General features: G+C 61.1%; 18 protein-coding genes. 6 read left to right on the top strand and 12 right to left on the bottom strand.

The window, feature by feature from the left end; translation table 11 throughout:
- Positions 1-14 precede the first annotated feature (14 nt).
- Entirely contained in the window at positions 15-263 is a 249-nt protein-coding gene (locus tag G5332_RS10185) for a PepSY domain-containing protein (RefSeq protein WP_041202391.1), read from the top strand.
- Here G5332_RS10185 and msrQ read toward each other — a convergent pair.
- Together msrQ and msrP are read right to left on the bottom strand one after the other, a co-directional pair.
- A complete protein-coding gene (gene msrQ / locus G5332_RS10180) occupies positions 260-886 on the bottom strand; it encodes a protein-methionine-sulfoxide reductase heme-binding subunit MsrQ (RefSeq protein ID WP_227341796.1) in 627 nt (208 codons plus the stop codon). The two genes, G5332_RS10185 and msrQ, sit on opposite strands and share 4 nt — an antisense overlap.
- Positions 877-1878 carry a protein-methionine-sulfoxide reductase catalytic subunit MsrP gene (gene msrP, locus G5332_RS10175; RefSeq protein ID WP_227341795.1) on the bottom strand — a complete coding sequence of 334 codons (1002 nt, stop codon included), beginning with the start codon at positions 1876-1878 and terminating at the stop codon, positions 877-879. The genes msrQ and msrP overlap by 10 nt, the downstream gene beginning before the upstream one ends.
- A 368-nt stretch (positions 1879-2246) precedes the next feature.
- Here msrP and G5332_RS10170 point away from each other — a divergent pair, with 368 nt between their 5' ends.
- Entirely contained in the window at positions 2247-2729 is a 483-nt protein-coding gene (locus G5332_RS10170) for a DUF1097 domain-containing protein (RefSeq protein ID WP_201937441.1), read from the top strand.
- A 1-nt stretch (position 2730) separates the two neighbouring features.
- Here G5332_RS10170 and G5332_RS10165 read toward each other — a convergent pair whose 3' ends face one another.
- From G5332_RS10165 to G5332_RS10150, 4 genes are all read right to left on the bottom strand, one after another.
- Positions 2731-4011 carry a sigma 54-interacting transcriptional regulator gene (locus G5332_RS10165; RefSeq protein WP_216952241.1) on the bottom strand — a complete coding sequence of 427 codons (1281 nt, stop codon included), beginning with the start codon at positions 4009-4011 and terminating at the stop codon, positions 2731-2733.
- Positions 4008-4526, bottom strand: coding sequence for a hypothetical protein (locus G5332_RS10160; protein WP_227341794.1), 519 nt, complete (start codon positions 4524-4526; stop codon positions 4008-4010). The genes G5332_RS10165 and G5332_RS10160 overlap by 4 nt, the downstream gene beginning before the upstream one ends.
- Positions 4523-5932 (bottom strand): sensor histidine kinase, encoded by a 1410-nt coding sequence (locus G5332_RS10155; RefSeq protein ID WP_227342967.1) that lies wholly within the window; start codon positions 5930-5932, stop codon positions 4523-4525. Before G5332_RS10155 ends, G5332_RS10160 begins: the two co-directional genes overlap by 4 nt.
- A 103-nt stretch (positions 5933-6035) precedes the next feature.
- Complete coding sequence (locus tag G5332_RS10150; RefSeq protein WP_216952243.1) at positions 6036-6128, bottom strand: YnhF family membrane protein; 93 nt, start codon at positions 6126-6128, stop codon at positions 6036-6038.
- 124 nt (positions 6129-6252) lie between these two features.
- Here G5332_RS10150 and G5332_RS10145 point away from each other — a divergent pair, with 124 nt between their 5' ends.
- Positions 6253-6828 carry a 2-amino-4-hydroxy-6-hydroxymethyldihydropteridine diphosphokinase gene (locus tag G5332_RS10145; RefSeq protein ID WP_421249590.1) on the top strand — a complete coding sequence of 192 codons (576 nt, stop codon included), beginning with the start codon at positions 6253-6255 and terminating at the stop codon, positions 6826-6828.
- Here G5332_RS10145 and G5332_RS10140 read toward each other — a convergent pair.
- Entirely contained in the window at positions 6754-7458 is a 705-nt protein-coding gene (locus G5332_RS10140) for an SDR family oxidoreductase (RefSeq protein WP_421172607.1), read from the bottom strand. The two genes, G5332_RS10145 and G5332_RS10140, sit on opposite strands and share 75 nt — an antisense overlap.
- A gap of 161 nt (positions 7459-7619) precedes the next feature.
- Between G5332_RS10140 and G5332_RS10135 the strand changes: the two genes are divergently transcribed.
- Positions 7620-8024 carry a CBS domain-containing protein gene (locus tag G5332_RS10135; RefSeq protein WP_005356342.1) on the top strand — a complete coding sequence of 135 codons (405 nt, stop codon included), beginning with the start codon at positions 7620-7622 and terminating at the stop codon, positions 8022-8024.
- Here G5332_RS10135 and G5332_RS10130 read toward each other — a convergent pair.
- A complete protein-coding gene (locus G5332_RS10130; RefSeq protein ID WP_421172608.1) occupies positions 8021-8557 on the bottom strand; it encodes a DUF2301 domain-containing membrane protein in 537 nt (178 codons plus the stop codon). The genes G5332_RS10135 and G5332_RS10130 overlap by 4 nt on opposite strands.
- Positions 8558-8644: 87 nt before the next feature.
- On the opposite strand from G5332_RS10130, the gene G5332_RS10125 reads away from it, so the two are divergent.
- Entirely contained in the window at positions 8645-9409 is a 765-nt protein-coding gene (locus G5332_RS10125) for a substrate-binding periplasmic protein (RefSeq protein ID WP_236288076.1), read from the top strand.
- Between the two features lie 63 nt (positions 9410-9472).
- Here the strand turns inward: G5332_RS10125 and asnC are convergent, their stop codons facing one another.
- Positions 9473-9934 (bottom strand): transcriptional regulator AsnC, encoded by a 462-nt coding sequence (gene asnC / locus G5332_RS10120; protein WP_263084925.1) that lies wholly within the window; start codon positions 9932-9934, stop codon positions 9473-9475.
- A gap of 154 nt (positions 9935-10088) precedes the next feature.
- On the opposite strand from asnC, the gene asnA reads away from it, so the two are divergent.
- Positions 10089-11081 (top strand): aspartate--ammonia ligase, encoded by a 993-nt coding sequence (gene asnA, locus G5332_RS10115; RefSeq protein WP_263084926.1) that lies wholly within the window; start codon positions 10089-10091, stop codon positions 11079-11081.
- Between the two features lie 209 nt (positions 11082-11290).
- On the opposite strand, the gene G5332_RS10110 is transcribed toward asnA, so the two are convergent.
- From G5332_RS10110 to pgeF, 3 genes are all read right to left on the bottom strand, one after another.
- Positions 11291-12115, bottom strand: coding sequence for an MBL fold metallo-hydrolase (locus tag G5332_RS10110; RefSeq protein ID WP_421311242.1), 825 nt, complete (start codon positions 12113-12115; stop codon positions 11291-11293).
- A 60-nt stretch (positions 12116-12175) separates the two neighbouring features.
- On the bottom strand, positions 12176-14749 hold the full coding sequence (gene clpB / locus G5332_RS10105; protein ID WP_421259381.1) for an ATP-dependent chaperone ClpB: 2574 nt from the start codon (positions 14747-14749) through the stop codon (positions 12176-12178).
- Between the two features lie 202 nt (positions 14750-14951).
- Positions 14952-15689 carry a peptidoglycan editing factor PgeF gene (pgeF, locus tag G5332_RS10100; protein WP_421249593.1) on the bottom strand — a complete coding sequence of 246 codons (738 nt, stop codon included), beginning with the start codon at positions 15687-15689 and terminating at the stop codon, positions 14952-14954.
- Positions 15690-15692: the final 3 nt, after the last annotated feature.

Genomic DNA, 15692 nt, shown 5'->3' with positions numbered 1-15692 from the left:
GCCATGAATCCGGAATGAATATGATCCCGCGCAGTTTCCTGCTTATCCTTTGCCTGTTGAGTGCCACAAGCTGGGCGGCCCAGAGCCGTCTCGACATGGCCGGTCTGGTCAAACTGTTGCTGGCGCAAGGGTATCACGACATTCGGGAAGTGGAGCTGGAAGGGGACAAATTCGAGGTCAAAACCCTCAATCGCCAGGATCAGAAGGTGCATCTCATCGTCGATGCCTACACCGGCGAGATCAAACAACGAGAGGCCGATTAGGCCTCTTTTGCATTCCAGCGTCCCCGCATGGGGCGCAGCAGCTTCTCCCGTCTCGGCCAGAGCAGGGCGCAGGCCAGCAGCAGGTAGATGAGAGGCTCCCCCCAACCGCTCTTGAGCGACCACCAGTAGTGCACCGGCACCAGCAGGGCGATGGCATAGACCCAGTTGTGCAGCTTCTGCCATGCAGCGCCCATGCTGCGCTGCAATGCGGGCAGCGAAGTGATGCTGAGGGCGGCCAGCAGCAGCAGGGCCACCATCCCCACCACTATGTAGCTGCGCTTGACCAGCTCGCCGCCAATCAGCCCCCAGTCAAACTGCAGATCCAGCCCCAGCCACGCCATGAAGTGGAGCAGCGCCCAGGCAAAACACCAGAGCCCGAGGGGGCGGCGCAGCTTGATGAGCTGCCCCTGCCGCCAGCGCTTGGCCAGCGGCGACACCAGCAGGGTGAGCAGCAGCAGGTTGAGCGCCCCCTTGCCGAGGTAGTGGATAAGCTCTGGCACCGGATCGCCCCCCAGCAGACCTGCCGGAATGGCAAACCACAGCCAGAGCAGGAAGCCGAGAGCGCCCAGATGCACCAGTGCCCGCAAGCCGTTGATATGGGCCGGTTTCAATCTCAGTACCATTGGCGCAGATCCATCCCCTGATAGAGCGAGGCGACTTCGTCACCATAGCCGTTGAACATCAGGGTCGGCTGACGCTTGGCGCCAAACACCCCGCCCTCGCCGACAAAGCGCTCGCTGGCCTGACTCCAGCGCGGATGATCCACCTGCGGATTGACGTTGGCGTAGAAGCCATATTCGTTGGGAGCCAGCAGATTCCAGGTGGTCGGCGGCATCTCCTCCACCAGCCGGATCGAGACGATGCTCTTGATGCTCTTGAAGCCGTACTTCCACGGCACTACCAAGCGGATCGGCGCGCCATTCTGGGCGGGCAGGGTCTTGCCGTAGAGCCCCATCGCAAGGAAAGAGAGAGGGTGCATCGCCTCGTCGATACGCAGCCCTTCGACGTAGGGATACTCGATGCCGCCCCCCAACCTGGAGGCCTGCCCCGGCAGCTGTTTCGGATCAAACAGGGTTTCGAAGGCAACAAACTTGGCGCGACTGGTGGGCTCGGCACGGCGGATAATCTCCGCCAGCGAGATGCCGTTCCAGGGCAGTACCATGGACCAGGCTTCGACACAGCGCAGTCGGTAGATCCGCTCCTCCAACTCGCTCTTGTTGATGAGGTCCCACACATCGAGGGTAAAGGGCTTGGCCACCTCCCCCTCCACCTTGAGGGTCCAGGGTTCGGGCTTGAGGTAATGGCCGTTGCGAGCCGGGTCGGACTTGTCGGTGCCGAGCTCATAGAAGTTGTTGTAACTGGTGGCCTTCTCTTCCGGTGTCAGCACCATATTGGCCGGGCGCTCGGCAGGCTTGCTGTTGAGCGGCCTGGTGGCTAACAGGGGAGCATCCTCTTTGCCGCGCAGCAGGTCGAGCACTCCGGCCTGAGTGGGAAACGCCAGGGTGGCCGCGCCCAGACCCAGCCCCTTGAGAATAAGGCGGCGGTCCTGATAAACAGCTTCCGGGGTGACATCCTGTTCGGTGAGGGGGTGGGCGGTACGACGCTTGATCAACATGAAAAACTCCCGGGGCTGAGTGAGGCACTACGGATAAGACCCGCCCCGGCAGATTTTTATTTCACACAAATTTACATCATGTGGTGCAGGGGCAGTGCCTTGGCCATGGTGCCGACCAGAAACAGGACTACGAACACCAGCAGGGGAACGATCACATTTGGCGCCATCAGACTCACTCCATGAGCAGGACAGGGCCTCTAACTATGGCCGACTGTCAGGCCGGTCACCAATGAATTTTTTTCGCGAGCGCAAGCGTATTCCTGAGTTGAAAAGGGTGATGAAGATCACACACAATTCTGCCCCCGCTTGCCGCCCCAATTGCCGGGGGTAGGCTGCCCATTTTGCGAAGCCAACTGAAGAGTCGCCCCATGAGCCCACTGATCGCCATCGCCATCACTACTGGAATTCTCTCCGCCGTCTGGGGCTGGGTTGCCGTCGCGTTCGGCCTTATCTCCTGGGTCGGCTTTCTCGGCTGCACCAGCTATTTCGCGTCAAGCGGCGGCTACAAGGCGCTGCTGCAGACCATCTTCTGCAACACCAGCGGCATGCTGTGGGCACTGCTGCTGATCCATGGCGACAGTCTGTGGGGAGCGGGTGTGGCGGGTTATGTGATGACGGGGGTGGTCGCCACCCTGATGTGCGTACAGGCCAAGCAGCAGTGGCTCGGCTACATTCCCGGCACCTTTGCCGGTTGCTGTGCCACCTTCGGGGCGGCTGGCGAGTGGCGGCTGATCCTGCCCTCCCTCATCATTGGCGCCTTGTTCGGTTACCTGATGAAGGCGAGCGGCCTCTGGCTCTCCCATAAAACTCAAAAAGCCGATGCCGCTCCGGCGGTGGTTGATCCCGCCTGATTTATCCCTTCGATTTGAAGTTTGCTGCTTCGATACCGTGCCGATTCAATAACTTGTAAAAATCGGTGCGGTTTCTACCCGCCAGGTTGGCCGCCAGAGTCACGTTGCCCTCGGTAGTGCGCAGCAAACGGATCAGATATTCCTTCTCGAATTCGGCACGAGCCTCATTGAAGGAAGGGATGCCACCACCGCCGCCGCTCAGGGCGGACTCCACCATGGAGACCCCGATCACCGGGCTGCAACAGAGGCTGGCGAGTTGCTCCACCAGATTGCAGAGCTGACGCACGTTACCGGGCCAGGCAGCTGCGGCCAACATCGCCAGCGCCTCCGGCGAGAAGCCCATCGCGGCGCAGTCGCTGTGGCGGCAGCGATAATCATCCAGCGCCTGTCTGGCCAGCAGCGGAATGTCTTCACTGCGGGCACTGAGAGACGGTAAGGTGATATTGGCGACGTTGAGACGATAGAAGAGATCTTCCCGAAAGCGTCCCTCCTCCATCGCCTTGACCAGATCCTGATGGCTGGAGCTGAGCACACGCACCTCCGGCGTGCCCTGGCCATACTCCTCCATCACCTGCAGCAGCTTGGCCTGCAAGGATTCCGACAGGCTGCCAATTTCGTCGAGAAACAGGGTCGCCCCCTTGGCCTGCTCGAACAGCCCGGACTGACCATCTTCACCAAACAGTTGCAGATCGAGGGAAGCCCAGGGAATGGCGGCGCAGTTGATGGTATGGAGCGGCTTGTCGCGGCGCTGGCTGGCCTGGTGCAGCGCCTGCGCCATCGCCCCCTTGCCGGAGCCTGACGGCCCCATGATCAGTACCGGCACCTCCATGGTGGCGATGCTGTGAGCCTGGATCAGTAACTGTTCCAACTGGGGATTGCGGGTCAGGATCAGTGACTGCCACTCCTGCTGCTGTTTCGGCCGGGTCAGGCTGAGAGCATGCTCTATGGTGGCCAGCAGCTCATCCTTGTCAATGGGCTTGGTCAAAAAGCTGAAGACGCCGGAGCGGGTCGCCTGAATGGCATCCGGGATGGTGCCGTGGGCGGTCATGATGATCACCGGCAGCCCCAGCCACTGGGCCTGGATCCGCTCGAACAGCGCCAGACCGTCCATGCCCCCCATCCGCAGATCGCTCAGCACCAGATCGGCCCGCTGCTGGCGCAGCCGGTCGAGGGCTCCCTCCGCACTGTCGGCAGTATCCACCTCATAACCCTGACTGCGCAGCCGCATGCTCATCAGTTTGAGCAGGCTGACGTCATCATCCACCAGCAAGATCCGGCTCATGGTATTACCTCACGATGCTCGTTGAGCTTGCGCTGGTTGAGCTGGTCATCGATGGCGGTCAGCTGTTCGATCTGGCGACGCAACCGCTGGATCTCCTGACTCTGATCATCGCGTCGGCTGTCGCGAGCCAGCAGCTGTTCGCCGAGGGCAATCCAGCTGCGCAAAAATGCCTGCGCATCGAGACCCAGCTCGGGCAGCATCTGCTTCAGGCGCGCCAGCCCGGCGGTACGATTGGCCACCGATTCGGCCGGGTGGGAATCCACCATCGCCAGACTGACCCGGCTCTCCAGATCATCCGCCCCTTTCAGGCGTTGACGCTCCTGCATCCGCTGCTGGGGGTGACTGGCCAGCAACCAGTCGGAGTATTGCAGACGTACCTGCATCTCCTTGTTGGCAAACTCCATCCGCTTGGCAAAAGCGATATCGGTGGAGTTCTGCTGTTCGTGCTGTGGCAGCAGGGCGCAACCCGCGAGCAACCCCATCATCAGGGCTGGAAATACGCGCTGTATCTTCATAGTTCTCTTTTCAACGTCAACCTGAAGCAGACATCCGCCTGTTCATCTCTTACCAGAACCAACTCACCTCCGAGACTATGGGCAGACTCCCGTGCGATAGAGAGGCCCATACCAGAGCCTTTCAATACACCTTGTCGCACTGTACTGCCTTGTTCGAAGGGTTCAAAAATACGTTGCTGATCGGCAGCGGGGATCTCTGGCCCCTCGTTGGCTACCTCCAGCCAGCTTGTCTGTTCATCCTGCCCTGCCCTGATCCAGATATTGCCCCCGCTGGCGCCGTAACTGACAGCGTTGGAGAAGAGGTTATCGAGGATCAGTCTCAACCGGTAGGGCTCCGCCCACAGGGTAACCGGCCCGGTCGGCAAGTGTACACGGATCTGCTTGGACTCCAATGCCAACCGGTACTCGATGGTGAGTTCTGACAGCATGGGCAGCAGGGGGACAGATTCCAGCTCAAATGCCTCCTGCTGGGTGAGTCGATTGAAGTCGAGCAACCGCTCGATCAGGGTTTGCAAACGGCGACTGCTCTCGTCCAGCATCTGGCAGATCTCCAGCTGATCCGGCGTCAACGGCCCGACCAGCTGCTCGCAGAGCAGATCCGACCCCTCCCGCAGCACCGCTAGCGGGGTCTTGAGCTCGTGGGAAACATGACGCAGAAACTGGTACTTTTGCTGCTCCAGCTCCTTGAGCTTGTCGTAAAGCCAGAGGATCCGCTCCCCCAGCAACACCAGCTCGGCGGGGCCATCTACCGGCCTTGGATCCGGCTCGACCCCCGCCCCCAGGCTCAAGATGCGCGACTCAATCTGTCGTACCGGATGGATGATCAGGTAGGTGAAGATAAAGACCATCAGCAGGCTGAGCGCCGCTACAGCGCCGCTCACCCACCAGAGCTCCCTGGTCAGTCCGGCGATGGTGAGTCGCACCCGATCCATGTGTTCGTCAACCCGGCTGCGGGTGACCATCTCAAGCTGCTTGTTGGCATCGTTAAACAGCTCTAGCTTGTCCCCCGCCACCGCAGCCTGGGCCAGCGCGGCATCCTGCAAGCTGTCGAGCCAAGCCAGCCCCTGATCGAGCCCCCTGTAGAGCTGACCGTCGGAGATAGAGCTGCGATGTTCTGCCAGCAACACCCGATACCCGTCGAGTTGCTGCTGGTAGCTGGTGAGGCTGCGGCGATCACCCAGCACCGCGAAGCGGCGCAAGGTGCGTTCGATATCGATGGCCTGCGCCGTCAGTAGGGTGGCGCGGCGGGTATCCTTGACCGCCCGCTCCATCTCGTCGCTGGTGAGTTGGCTGAGGTGGGCAAGGGAGGTGCTGTTGTGCCAGATCATGCCGCCCAGCGGCATCAATACCAGCACGAATCCCATCAATACCACCTGCAGCAGGGAGCGTGGGCGAACCTTGGTCATCATCTCTTCTCTTGCGTTCTCACCGGTGCGCCAGCATAGCTGCACCGCCCAGAAAAACAAAACCGGCCAACAGGCCGGTTTGGATTATCTGGATTGTGGTGATTCACGCCAACGCGACAGAGGCCAGACAGATAATCATGATCAGCGCCAGCGCACCCGAAGCGGTCAACAGCGCCCATTTCAGCTCCACACTCATGCAAACCTCCTTTCTGCCAATCAGTGCCGGATCACAATAGATAAGACAATGTTAAGCCATAGTTAATCCGATAACCGTGAGCTGCGTATACATTTCAGATGAGCCCAACCCCGGGAAGGTCAGCATGTTCTATCTGTGTAGCATTGGTTCCAATATTGACCCGCATATCCATGTCAGCCGCGCGCTGGCCGAGCTGTTTGAGAACGTCGGTCCCCTTCGGCTGAGTTCGGTGATCCGCACCAAGCCGGTGGGAATGCACTCCTGCCACGACTTTCTCAACTGCCTGCTGGTGGTGGAGAGCCCGCTCGATGCCGCCAGCCTCAAGCAGTACTTTGTCTCCCTTGAGGTAGCTCACGGCCGGGATCGCAGCGATCCACTCTGCAAGGTGCACGATCGGCCGCTCGACATCGATATTCTGGCCAGCAACAGGAGCGGTGACTTTGCCTCGGCAGAGGTCGATTCCTATCTGGCCGAGCTGCTGGCCGAGCTCTATGGCCATGGCGAGGTGCATGACCCCAAGGTGGCGCTGCAAGTGACGCTCCCTGCCCCGTCGGGCAAGCTCAAACCCGGCAAGGGCTTGCTGACCCGGCAGGTCGGGCTGGAGCCGCTGGTGCTCGGCAACCCCTCAGAGGTTAGCCAGCGCACGCCCGCCATCTACCTTGATGCTGGCACCCGTCATATAACTGTTCCCCACCAGTAGCTGCACCGCCTGCCAGATGGGCTCAAGTCCCCCCTCCCGCGCCAGCGGTGTTTTCGCCAACACCTGCTGGCGCCATGCCTCGTCATGCTCGTCGAGAAACAGGATTGGCCCCGGCTCTATGGTGTTGACCCGCACCGCAGGCGCCAGCTCCCGGGCAAAGCTCATGGCCAGCGAATGGGCTCCCGCCTTGGTGGCCACATAGCTGACAAAACGGGGGGCCGGGGCATGGATATAGATATCGGTGATGTGAATGATGCTGGCGTTGGGGTTGCTGGCAAGCTGAGGGGCCAGCGCCCGGTTAAGCTGGAAGGGGGCCGCCATGTGTACCCGGTAGAACTGCTCGAACTGGGCCAGTTGCGCCGCCGGATCAGTTGCCTGAGGTTCGAAAGCAGAGGCGTTGTGGATCACCAGCGCCAGATCCTGATGGGCAGCCAGCACATCGATCAGCTTGCCAACGTCCTCTTCCCGGCCAAAATCCGCCTGCACCAGTTCGACCCCCAATGCAGCCAGCGTGGCCAGCTCCGGCCGCTCGCTGCGATAGCTGCCCGTCACCTGCCAACCCGCTGCCACCAGCTGTTCACAGAGATAAAATCCGAGTCGACGGCCACAGCCCGTTACCAATGCACGCATATGATCTCCTTTCCCTTTCATGGTCTTGCATGAACGAAGCCCGCCTGCCAGCGGATCACCGCCGATGGCCGGTGCCTATCAATCTCTGCGGCACAAGCCATTGGTCACGGGCCACTCGCCCGCGTCATAGTGGCGACTTCCCCTCTTGCTGAGTCACCACCATGCTGAAAGTACACCACCACATGGGTCGCCTGACCCACTCCCTCACTGCTGGACTCGGCCTGGCAGAAGCGCTGGATCGCCTGCATCAATCGGGTCTTGGCGGCCTGCCGGTGCTGGATGAGCAGAAACGGCTGATCGGCTTTCTTTCCGAACAAGATTGCATCCCCAGCCTGCTCACCGGCAGCTACCACTGCGATACCCGCACCCGGGTGGAGGATCTGATGAACCGTTCGCCCCTCTCGGTCGGGCCGGATGAGAGCATTCTGGATCTGGCTCGCCAGATGGCTGACGCCAAGCCCAAGATCTACCCGGTGCTGCAACAGGGCAAGGTGATCGGCATCATCAGCCGCCGTCAGGTGATGCAAGCCCTCAACCAGCAGATGAAGGTGTGCCAGCAGACCTAGATCTGGTAACGCCCCTTGTCACCGATATCGAAGTGCAGGGGCATCCACCACTTGGCCAGCGCCAACAAGGTCAACAGGGCCCCGCAGACCAGCGCCACCAGTGCGGCGGCCCACTCCACCCGCAACCACTCCAGCAGCCATAACGCCGGCAGCAATACGGGCACCAGCTTGATGCCGGGAATGGCGAAGCAAAACTGCTCCTTGAACGCCAGCCCGGAGAGGGTCGCCAACGCCGCCCCCAGCACTAGCGCATCCGGTGCCCCCACCGCTGCCAGGGCCAGTGCGCCCCACCCAAATCCCTGCAGAATCAGGCGAATCCGCTTGTCGTAGATATGCAGCGAGAAGCCGCAGATTGCGCTTGCCACTGCCAGCGACATCAACCATTGTGCCGACGGGAGCAGTGCCATCCCGCTCAGCAGCGCCGCACCGCGGCAAAGCAGCAACAAGGCTGCCGCACTCAAGCCAAAGCGGTAGAGCGAGACGATCAACTTGTCGATCCCGTCCAGCGGGCTCTCGATTTCAGGATTTGCCATAAACAGTCGCCTCTAACGGATCAGGTGCCATCCAATATACTGGAATCAGGTCTTGGAATATCTTCAAACGGGCTCAGGAGACGTAGTTTGCGTGTGATCCCCCTGTTTTGGTTGCTGTTTCCACTCGGATTGCCCGCCAAAGAGCTGGTGATCTGCGGCACCATGGAGCCCCCGCTCAAGTATCTCGATGCCGATCAGAAACCCCGCGGACTCGATATCGACATAGTCACCGCCATCTTCGACAAGCTGGAGACGCCCTTTCGGATCGAGCTGGCCGATTCCGGTGCCCGCCTCACCCGCAATGCTGAAACCGGCGCCTGCGATCTGGTGATGACCCACTCCTACAAGGCAGAGCGGGAGAGTTATCTCATCTATCCCCAACAGGCCCATCTTCGCCACAGCTGGCACTTCTTCGTGCGCAAGGCGGACCTGATGAAGATCCGCTACGAAACGCTGGCCGATCTCAAACCCTGGCGCATCGGGGTGACCAAGGATTTCTCCTATACCCCTGAACTGGCAGCGGCCATGACCGACCCGGCCTATCAGTTTCAGGAGATCACCATGAACCAGCTGCAACTGCGCAAACTGCTGGCCGGACGGATCGATACCGTGCCCATGCCGCTGGTCACCGCCTTCACCCAGATCAAGGAAGAGGGGCTGACTGGAAAGATCGATTACCTGCCCAAACCGCTCAAGAGCAGCCCCTACTTCAACACCTGGGCCCGCGCACGGGCGGATGCACAGACCCCCGCCCTGATGGCGGCCTACGATGCCGAACTGCTGCGCATGAAGCGCAACGGCAGCCTCAAGGCCCTCTACGACAAGTACGCCATCCCCTATATCGAACCCTGATCAAGGGGTCAGGGTTTCGCACGGGAGATAGATCTCTACGCCCTCCCCCTTATGCACTTCGACTCAAGGCTTCACGTCCCGCAGGATCGGATTCTGCAGCGAGATCAGGGTTTCAGTGGACTGGATCTCGTCGATGGTCTGGATCTTGTTGATCAGCGCTATCTGCAGCTCGTCGATGGAGCGGGTCATCACCTTCATGAAGATGCTGTAGTGGCCCGTGGTGTAGTAGGCCTCCACCACTTCGTCCAGCGCCTGCAGCTTGGCCAGTGCCGAGGGGTAATCCTTGGCACTCTTCAGATTGATCCCGATAAAGCAGCAGACGTCGTAACCCAGCTTCTTGGGGTTAACCTGCACCCGTGTCCCCTCGATGATCCCCGCCTGTTTCATCTTCTCCACCCGCACATGGATGGTGCCCGGGCTGACCGCCAGTTGTTTCGCAAGTTCGGCGTAAGGGATCCGCGCATTCTCCATCAGAGCGGTGAGGATGGCCTGATCGAGATTATCGATCCGGTAATTTTCCGGCATTTTTTTGCACTCCCATTGACGATACCTCATTAAAAAACGGCCTATTTTGAAGAAAAAAATACACAAAGCCTATTTTTATTGTCGAATATTGAATTTAGCTGGCATTCCGTTGAAGAATCACCACATCCAACGGGGTTTGAAACAGGAATTCAGCATGAAACAGCACTACATTCGCAGCCAACAGCAGATCAGCTTCGTCAAAGAGATGTTCTCCCGCCAACTCGCCCAGCAACTGGGTCTGATGGAGGTGCAAGCCCCCATTCTGAGCCGGGTCGGTGATGGCACTCAGGACAACCTCTCTGGCCATGAGAATGCAGTGCAGGTCAAAGTGAAGACCCTGCCGGAGCACAGCTACGAAGTGGTTCACTCACTCGCCAAATGGAAGCGTCAGACTCTCGGTCGCTTCGGCTTCGGCCCGGGCGAAGGGATCTACACCCACATGAAGGCACTGCGTCCGGATGAAGACAAGCTCACCCCCATCCACTCCGTCTACGTGGATCAGTGGGACTGGGAGAAGGTGATGCCGAGCGAGCGCCGCGATCTTGCCTATCTGCAGGAAACCGTGCGCGGCATCTGGGCCGCCATCAAGGCCACCGAGCGCGCGGTCTGTGCCGAGCATGAGTTGACCCCCTTCCTGCCGACCGAGATCCAGTTCCTGCACAGCGAAGAGCTGCTGGCCCGCTACCCGGATCTCGATGCCAAGGGGCGTGAGCGTGCCATTGCCAAGGAGCTGGGTGCCGTATTCCTGATCGGCATCGGTGGTGCCCTCTCCCACGGTGAGCGCCACGATGTGCGCGCCCCGGACTATGACGACTGGAGCAGCCACAGCGAGCTGGGTCTTGCAGGTCTGAACGGCGACATTCTGGTGTGGAACCCGGTACTGCAAGACAGCTTCGAGATCTCCTCCATGGGGATCCGGGTCGATGCCGAGGCACTGCGCCGCCAACTGGCCATCACAGGCGACGAGGATCGCCTGCAGTACGACTGGCATCAGGATCTGCTGGCAGCACGGATGCCGCAAACCATCGGCGGCGGCATCGGCCAATCCCGTCTGGCCATGCTGCTGCTGCAAAAAGAGCATATCGGTCAGGTGCAGGTCGGTGTCTGGCCGGCCGAGATGAAAGCCGCCGTGCAAGGCATGCTGTAACGAATGAAGGCCATGCCGGCGTCATCGCGCGGGCATGGCAACAGGCAGGTGGCCGTCGGGGTTGAGCGAGCGCATCCCCAGCAGGCTGTAAGAGGCGAGGCCAGCAGTGGCCGCGCTTCGCAATCGGGGGCTTGCCCCTGCGACCCGCTCAACCCACGCCAGGTCGCGTCACTACATTCCTCCCGGCAATCTTCGGATTGCCGTTTTTTTTACGCCGAAAAACTGTGCTCAAAACCCGCCCCGATCTGGCGCTGGCGCGGCAACCCCGCCTTTCTGCTGCCAGTGCAGTGGCAGGCAAACAACAGCTCTACCGCCTCTGCCTGCAGATAGGTACCGAGCGCCACCGCCCGCTGTGGGCCGGAAAACTTCAGGTGCAGGCCGCCGATGACGGCGTGGATCCGCTCGTCACCACACACCTCCTTGGCCCACTCGACGATGTTCTCGACCCCGGCGTGACCGCAGCCGATAAAGACGATAAGGCCCTTGGAGCTCTTAAAAGCCAGTGCCGAGTCGTCGCTGATGAGGTCTTTCTCCACCCGCCCACCCCGCACTATGTAGCCGAGCAGCGAAGGCGCAGCCCGGTCGCGCCGCACAATGCTGCCGAGGAACACCAGACGATCCGAGAGCCACACCGGCTCGGCTGAGCAGTGGGGAAGCAAGCCTCTGGCCGGCAGCGACTCCCGAGCCAGCGCCCCCGACAGGCGATAGAGGTTGCGTCGCCAGAAGGGCAGCGACAGGAAGTAGCCCCGCTCGCAAAACACGTCCGGACAGGCGATGAGCGGGATGGGTCTTGGATAGACGCGCAGCGAGCCGACCCCGCCCACATGGTCATAATGACCGTGGGAGAGCACCACATGGGTGAGCGAGGCGAGATCGATCCCCATCACGGCGGCGTTGTTGCACAGCGCCCGGCCACGGCCGCTATCAAACAGCACCCTGAGGCCGTCACACTCCAGCAGCAGCGCCAACCCTCGCTCGGGCAGACAGCCTGGCAGATGAACGTCGTCATCCACCAGCACGGAAAACTTCAGCATCTCGCTTCCCCTGAAAACAAAACGCAGGCACAAGGCCTGCGTTTTTCATCGACAATCCCATTACTGGGTCATGGTCAGGCCGTTGCTGTCGGCCCCCAGCACCAGTTTTTTGCCCGGAACGATGCGACCGGAGAGCAGCGCCTGCGCCAGCGGGTTCTCCACCTTCTGCTGGATCGCCCGTTTGAGAGGCCGCGCCCCGTAGACGGGGTCGAACCCGGCATGCACCAGCTTCTCGAGCAGCGCTTCGCTCACCTCCACCTCGTAACCCTGAGCCTCCAGTCGCCCCATCAGGCTCTTGAGCTGGATGCGGGCGATGGACTTGATGTGTTCCTCGCCAAGCGGATGGAACACCACCGTCTCGTCGATCCGGTTGATAAACTCCGGCCGGAAACTGCGGGTCAGCACATCCATCAGCATAGCCTTCATCTCGTCGTAATCCTTCTCGGAGTGGTGCTCCTGAATCAGATCCGACCCGAGGTTGGAGGTCATGATCACCACCGAGTTGCGGAAATCGACGGTCCGACCCTGACCATCGGTCAGGCGGCCATCATCCAGCACCTGCAACAGGATGTTGAACACATCCGGATGCGCCTTCTCCACCTCGTCCAGCAGGATCACCGAGTAGGGACGACGGCGCACCGCCTCGGTCAGATAACCACCCTCTTCATAACCCACGTATCCGGGAGGCGCCCCCACCAGACGGGCCACGCTGTGTTTCTCCATGAACTCCGACATATCGATCCGCACCATGGCATCCTGGGTATCGAACAGGAACTCCGCCAGCGCCTTGCATAGCTCGGTCTTGCCCACCCCGGTGGGCCCCAGGAACAGGAAGGAGCCGATGGGGCGATTCGGATCGGAGAGACCGGCACGGGAGCGGCGAATGGCGTTGGAGACCGCATCAACCGCCTCCTCCTGACCAATCACCCGGCTGTGCAGCTGCTCTTCCATCCGCAGCAGCTTGTCGCGCTCCCCTTCCAGCATGCGGGCGACCGGAATACCGGTCCAGCGGGCCAGGACATCTGCAATCTCCACGTCAGTGACCCGGTTGCGCAGCAAACTGGTCTCCTGCATCTCGGCCTGAGTGGCGAGATCCAGCTGTTTCTCCAGCTCCGGAATGCGGCCGTACTGCAGCTCGGACATCCGACCCAGGTCGCCTGCGCGGCGCGCCACGTCGAGATCCTGACGGGCCTGCTCCAGCGCAGCCTTGATATGCTGGGTACCGGCGAGGGCGGCTTTCTCGGCCTTCCACACTTCGTCCAGCTCGTTGTATTCCCGATCTTTTTCGCCAATCTCCTGATTGATCAGCTCCAGACGCTTGCGGCTGGCGTCGTCGTCCTCCTTCATCAGCGCCTGCTGCTCCAGCTTGAGCTGGATGATGCGCCGCTCGAGGCGATCGAGCGCCTCCGGCTTGGAGTCGATCTGCAACCGGATGCTGGCTGCCGCCTCGTCGATAAGGTCGATGGCCTTGTCCGGCAACTGACGATCCGCAATGTAGCGGTGCGACAACTGGGCCGCCGCCACGATGGCGGGGTCGGTGATCTGCACATGGTGGTGCAGCTCGTAACGCTCTTTCAGGCCGCGCAGGATGGCGATGGTATCTTCGACTGTCGGCTCTTCCACCAGCACCTTCTGGAAACGGCGCTCCAGCGCGGCATCCTTCTCGATAAACTGGCGATACTCGTCCAGGGTGGTGGCACCGACGCAGTGCAGCTCGCCCCGTGCCAGCGCAGGCTTGAGCATGTTGCCTGCATCCATGGCCCCTTCGCCCTTGCCGGCGCCGACCATGGTGTGCAGCTCGTCGATGAAGAGGATGACGTTGCCCTCCTCCTTGGCGAGATCGCTCAGCACGGCCTTGAGCCGCTCCTCGAACTCGCCGCGATATTTGGCACCGGCCACCAGCGCCCCCATGTCCAGCGACAGCACCCGCTTGTTCTTGAGCCCCTCCGGCACCTCGCCGTTGATGATGCGCTGGGCCAGACCTTCGACGATGGCGGTTTTACCGACACCGGGTGCCCCGATCAGCACGGGGTTGTTCTTGGTACGGCGTTGCAGCACCTGAATGGTGCGGCGGATCTCGTCATCCCGGCCGATCACCGGGTCGAGCTTGCCGAGTTCGGCCCGCTCGGTCAGATCGATGGTGTATTTCTCCAGCGCCTGGCGGTTCTCCTCGGCGTTGGCATCCTCCACCTTCTTGCCACCACGCACCTTGTCGATGGCCGCTTCGAGTTTCTCTTTGGTCAGCCCCTGAGCGCGCAGCAGCTCGCCCAGCGTACCCTTGTCGTCGAGGGCCGCCAGCACGAACAGTTCGGATGAGATGAACTGATCCTTGCGCTGCTGGGCCAGCTTGTCGCAGACGTTGAGCAGACGGCCGAGGCCGTTGGAAAGCTGTACATCCCCTTCCACACCGCTGACGCGCGGCAGGCGATCCAGCTCCTCGCCGAGGCGGGAGCGCAGGGCATTGATATCCATCCCGGTCAGGGTGAGCAACGGACGGATAGAGCCGCCATCCTGATTGACCAGTGCGGTCATCAGGTGAACGGGTTCGATGAATTGGTGGTCACGACCCAGTGCCAAAGACTGGGCATCGGAAATAGCAATCTGGAATTTGCTGGTAAGGCGATCGAGGCGCATTGCACTCCCCCTTCAAACAGGCAGACGCCGCTTGCGCGGCAAACAACATAACTTTCTGAGATGAAAGATGAGGCCCGTACGGGCTATTTCAAGGGCTGTGACTGGTTATTTTTTCTGCAAAGCGGGGAGGGGACAGGATCCCCGCCTCTCTCATACGGATCTGTTCTTGAAAGAGACGGGCTATTACTTGGCGGGTGATTGCTTAGCGGGCCAACCAGATGAGGGAGGCCATCCGGCCGGTCTGGCCATCGCGACGATAAGAGTAGAACTGCTCGCTGTCGCTGAAGGTGCAGTATTCGCCGCCATAGATGGCGGTAACGCCAGCGCGGGCGAGGCGCAGCCTAGCCAGTTGGTAGATATCCGCCAGCCATTTGCCGTCGTTGGTGGAAGGCACGAAAGCCGCGACCGCTTCAGCCTGCTCAGCCATAAAGGCTTCGCGCACCTCTCCCCCCACTTCAAATGCAGTGGGGCCAATGGCCGGGCCCATCCAGGCCAGGATCTCGCCCGGCTCGCAGCCCATGGCGGCGATACTCGCCTCCAGCACGCCCTCTTTCAGTCCACGCCAGCCAGCATGGGCGGCGGCCACCACTGTGCCTGCCCGATCGCAGAACAGCACCGGCAGACAGTCGGCGGTCATCACGATGCAGGCCTGATCCGCCTCATGGGCGCAGGCGGCATCGGCATCCGGCGCCTGCTCATAATGGCTGCTGACTGGATGAACCACGGTGCCGTGCACCTGATTGAGCCAGTTAAGGGGCCCCGGGATGGCGGCCGCCTGCTGCAGCCGGGCCCGATTGGCCTCGACTCGCACCGGTTCATCCCCCACATGGGCGCCCAGATTGAGACCGGCAAAGACCCCTTCGCTGACGCCACCGTCACGGGTGGTCGAAAGCGCCCGGACGCGCGCTGGCGCAGGCCAGTCGGGTTCAATCCATTTCATTGC

The sequence above is a fragment of the Aeromonas sp. 603757 genome, assembly GCF_049171255.1.
In the GTDB taxonomy this organism is placed as follows: Bacteria; Pseudomonadota; Gammaproteobacteria; order Enterobacterales; family Aeromonadaceae; genus Aeromonas; species Aeromonas veronii_A.
The sequence above is the reverse complement of the archived record's forward strand: the minus strand, read 5'-3'. Positions and strand labels throughout refer to the sequence as shown.

Bases quoted from the DNA above. Each gene is read 5' to 3' on its own strand.
- G5332_RS10185 (WP_041202391.1), top strand. From the start codon at position 15: ATGAATATGATCCCGCGCAGTTTCCTGCTTATCCTTTGCCTGTTGAGT.
- msrQ (WP_227341796.1), bottom strand. From the start codon at position 886: ATGGTACTGAGATTGAAACCGGCCCATATCAACGGCTTGCGGGCACTG.
- msrP (WP_227341795.1), bottom strand. From the start codon at position 1,878: ATGTTGATCAAGCGTCGTACCGCCCACCCCCTCACCGAACAGGATGTC.
- G5332_RS10170 (WP_201937441.1), top strand. From the start codon at position 2,247: ATGAGCCCACTGATCGCCATCGCCATCACTACTGGAATTCTCTCCGCC.
- G5332_RS10165 (WP_216952241.1), bottom strand. From the start codon at position 4,011: ATGAGCCGGATCTTGCTGGTGGATGATGACGTCAGCCTGCTCAAACTG.
- G5332_RS10160 (WP_227341794.1), bottom strand. From the start codon at position 4,526: ATGAAGATACAGCGCGTATTTCCAGCCCTGATGATGGGGTTGCTCGCG.
- G5332_RS10155 (WP_227342967.1), bottom strand. From the start codon at position 5,932: ATGACCAAGGTTCGCCCACGCTCCCTGCTGCAGGTGGTATTGATGGGA.
- G5332_RS10150 (WP_216952243.1), bottom strand. From the start codon at position 6,128: ATGAGTGTGGAGCTGAAATGGGCGCTGTTGACCGCTTCGGGTGCGCTG.
- G5332_RS10145 (WP_421249590.1), top strand. From the start codon at position 6,253: ATGTTCTATCTGTGTAGCATTGGTTCCAATATTGACCCGCATATCCAT.
- G5332_RS10140 (WP_421172607.1), bottom strand. From the start codon at position 7,458: ATGCGTGCATTGGTAACGGGCTGTGGCCGTCGACTCGGATTTTATCTC.
- G5332_RS10135 (WP_005356342.1), top strand. From the start codon at position 7,620: ATGCTGAAAGTACACCACCACATGGGTCGCCTGACCCACTCCCTCACT.
- G5332_RS10130 (WP_421172608.1), bottom strand. From the start codon at position 8,557: ATGGCAAATCCTGAAATCGAGAGCCCGCTGGACGGGATCGACAAGTTG.
- asnC (WP_263084925.1), bottom strand. From the start codon at position 9,934: ATGCCGGAAAATTACCGGATCGATAATCTCGATCAGGCCATCCTCACC.
- asnA (WP_263084926.1), top strand. From the start codon at position 10,089: ATGAAACAGCACTACATTCGCAGCCAACAGCAGATCAGCTTCGTCAAA.
- G5332_RS10110 (WP_421311242.1), bottom strand. From the start codon at position 12,115: ATGCTGAAGTTTTCCGTGCTGGTGGATGACGACGTTCATCTGCCAGGC.
- clpB (WP_421259381.1), bottom strand. From the start codon at position 14,749: ATGCGCCTCGATCGCCTTACCAGCAAATTCCAGATTGCTATTTCCGAT.
- pgeF (WP_421249593.1), bottom strand. From the start codon at position 15,689: ATGAAATGGATTGAACCCGACTGGCCTGCGCCAGCGCGCGTCCGGGCG.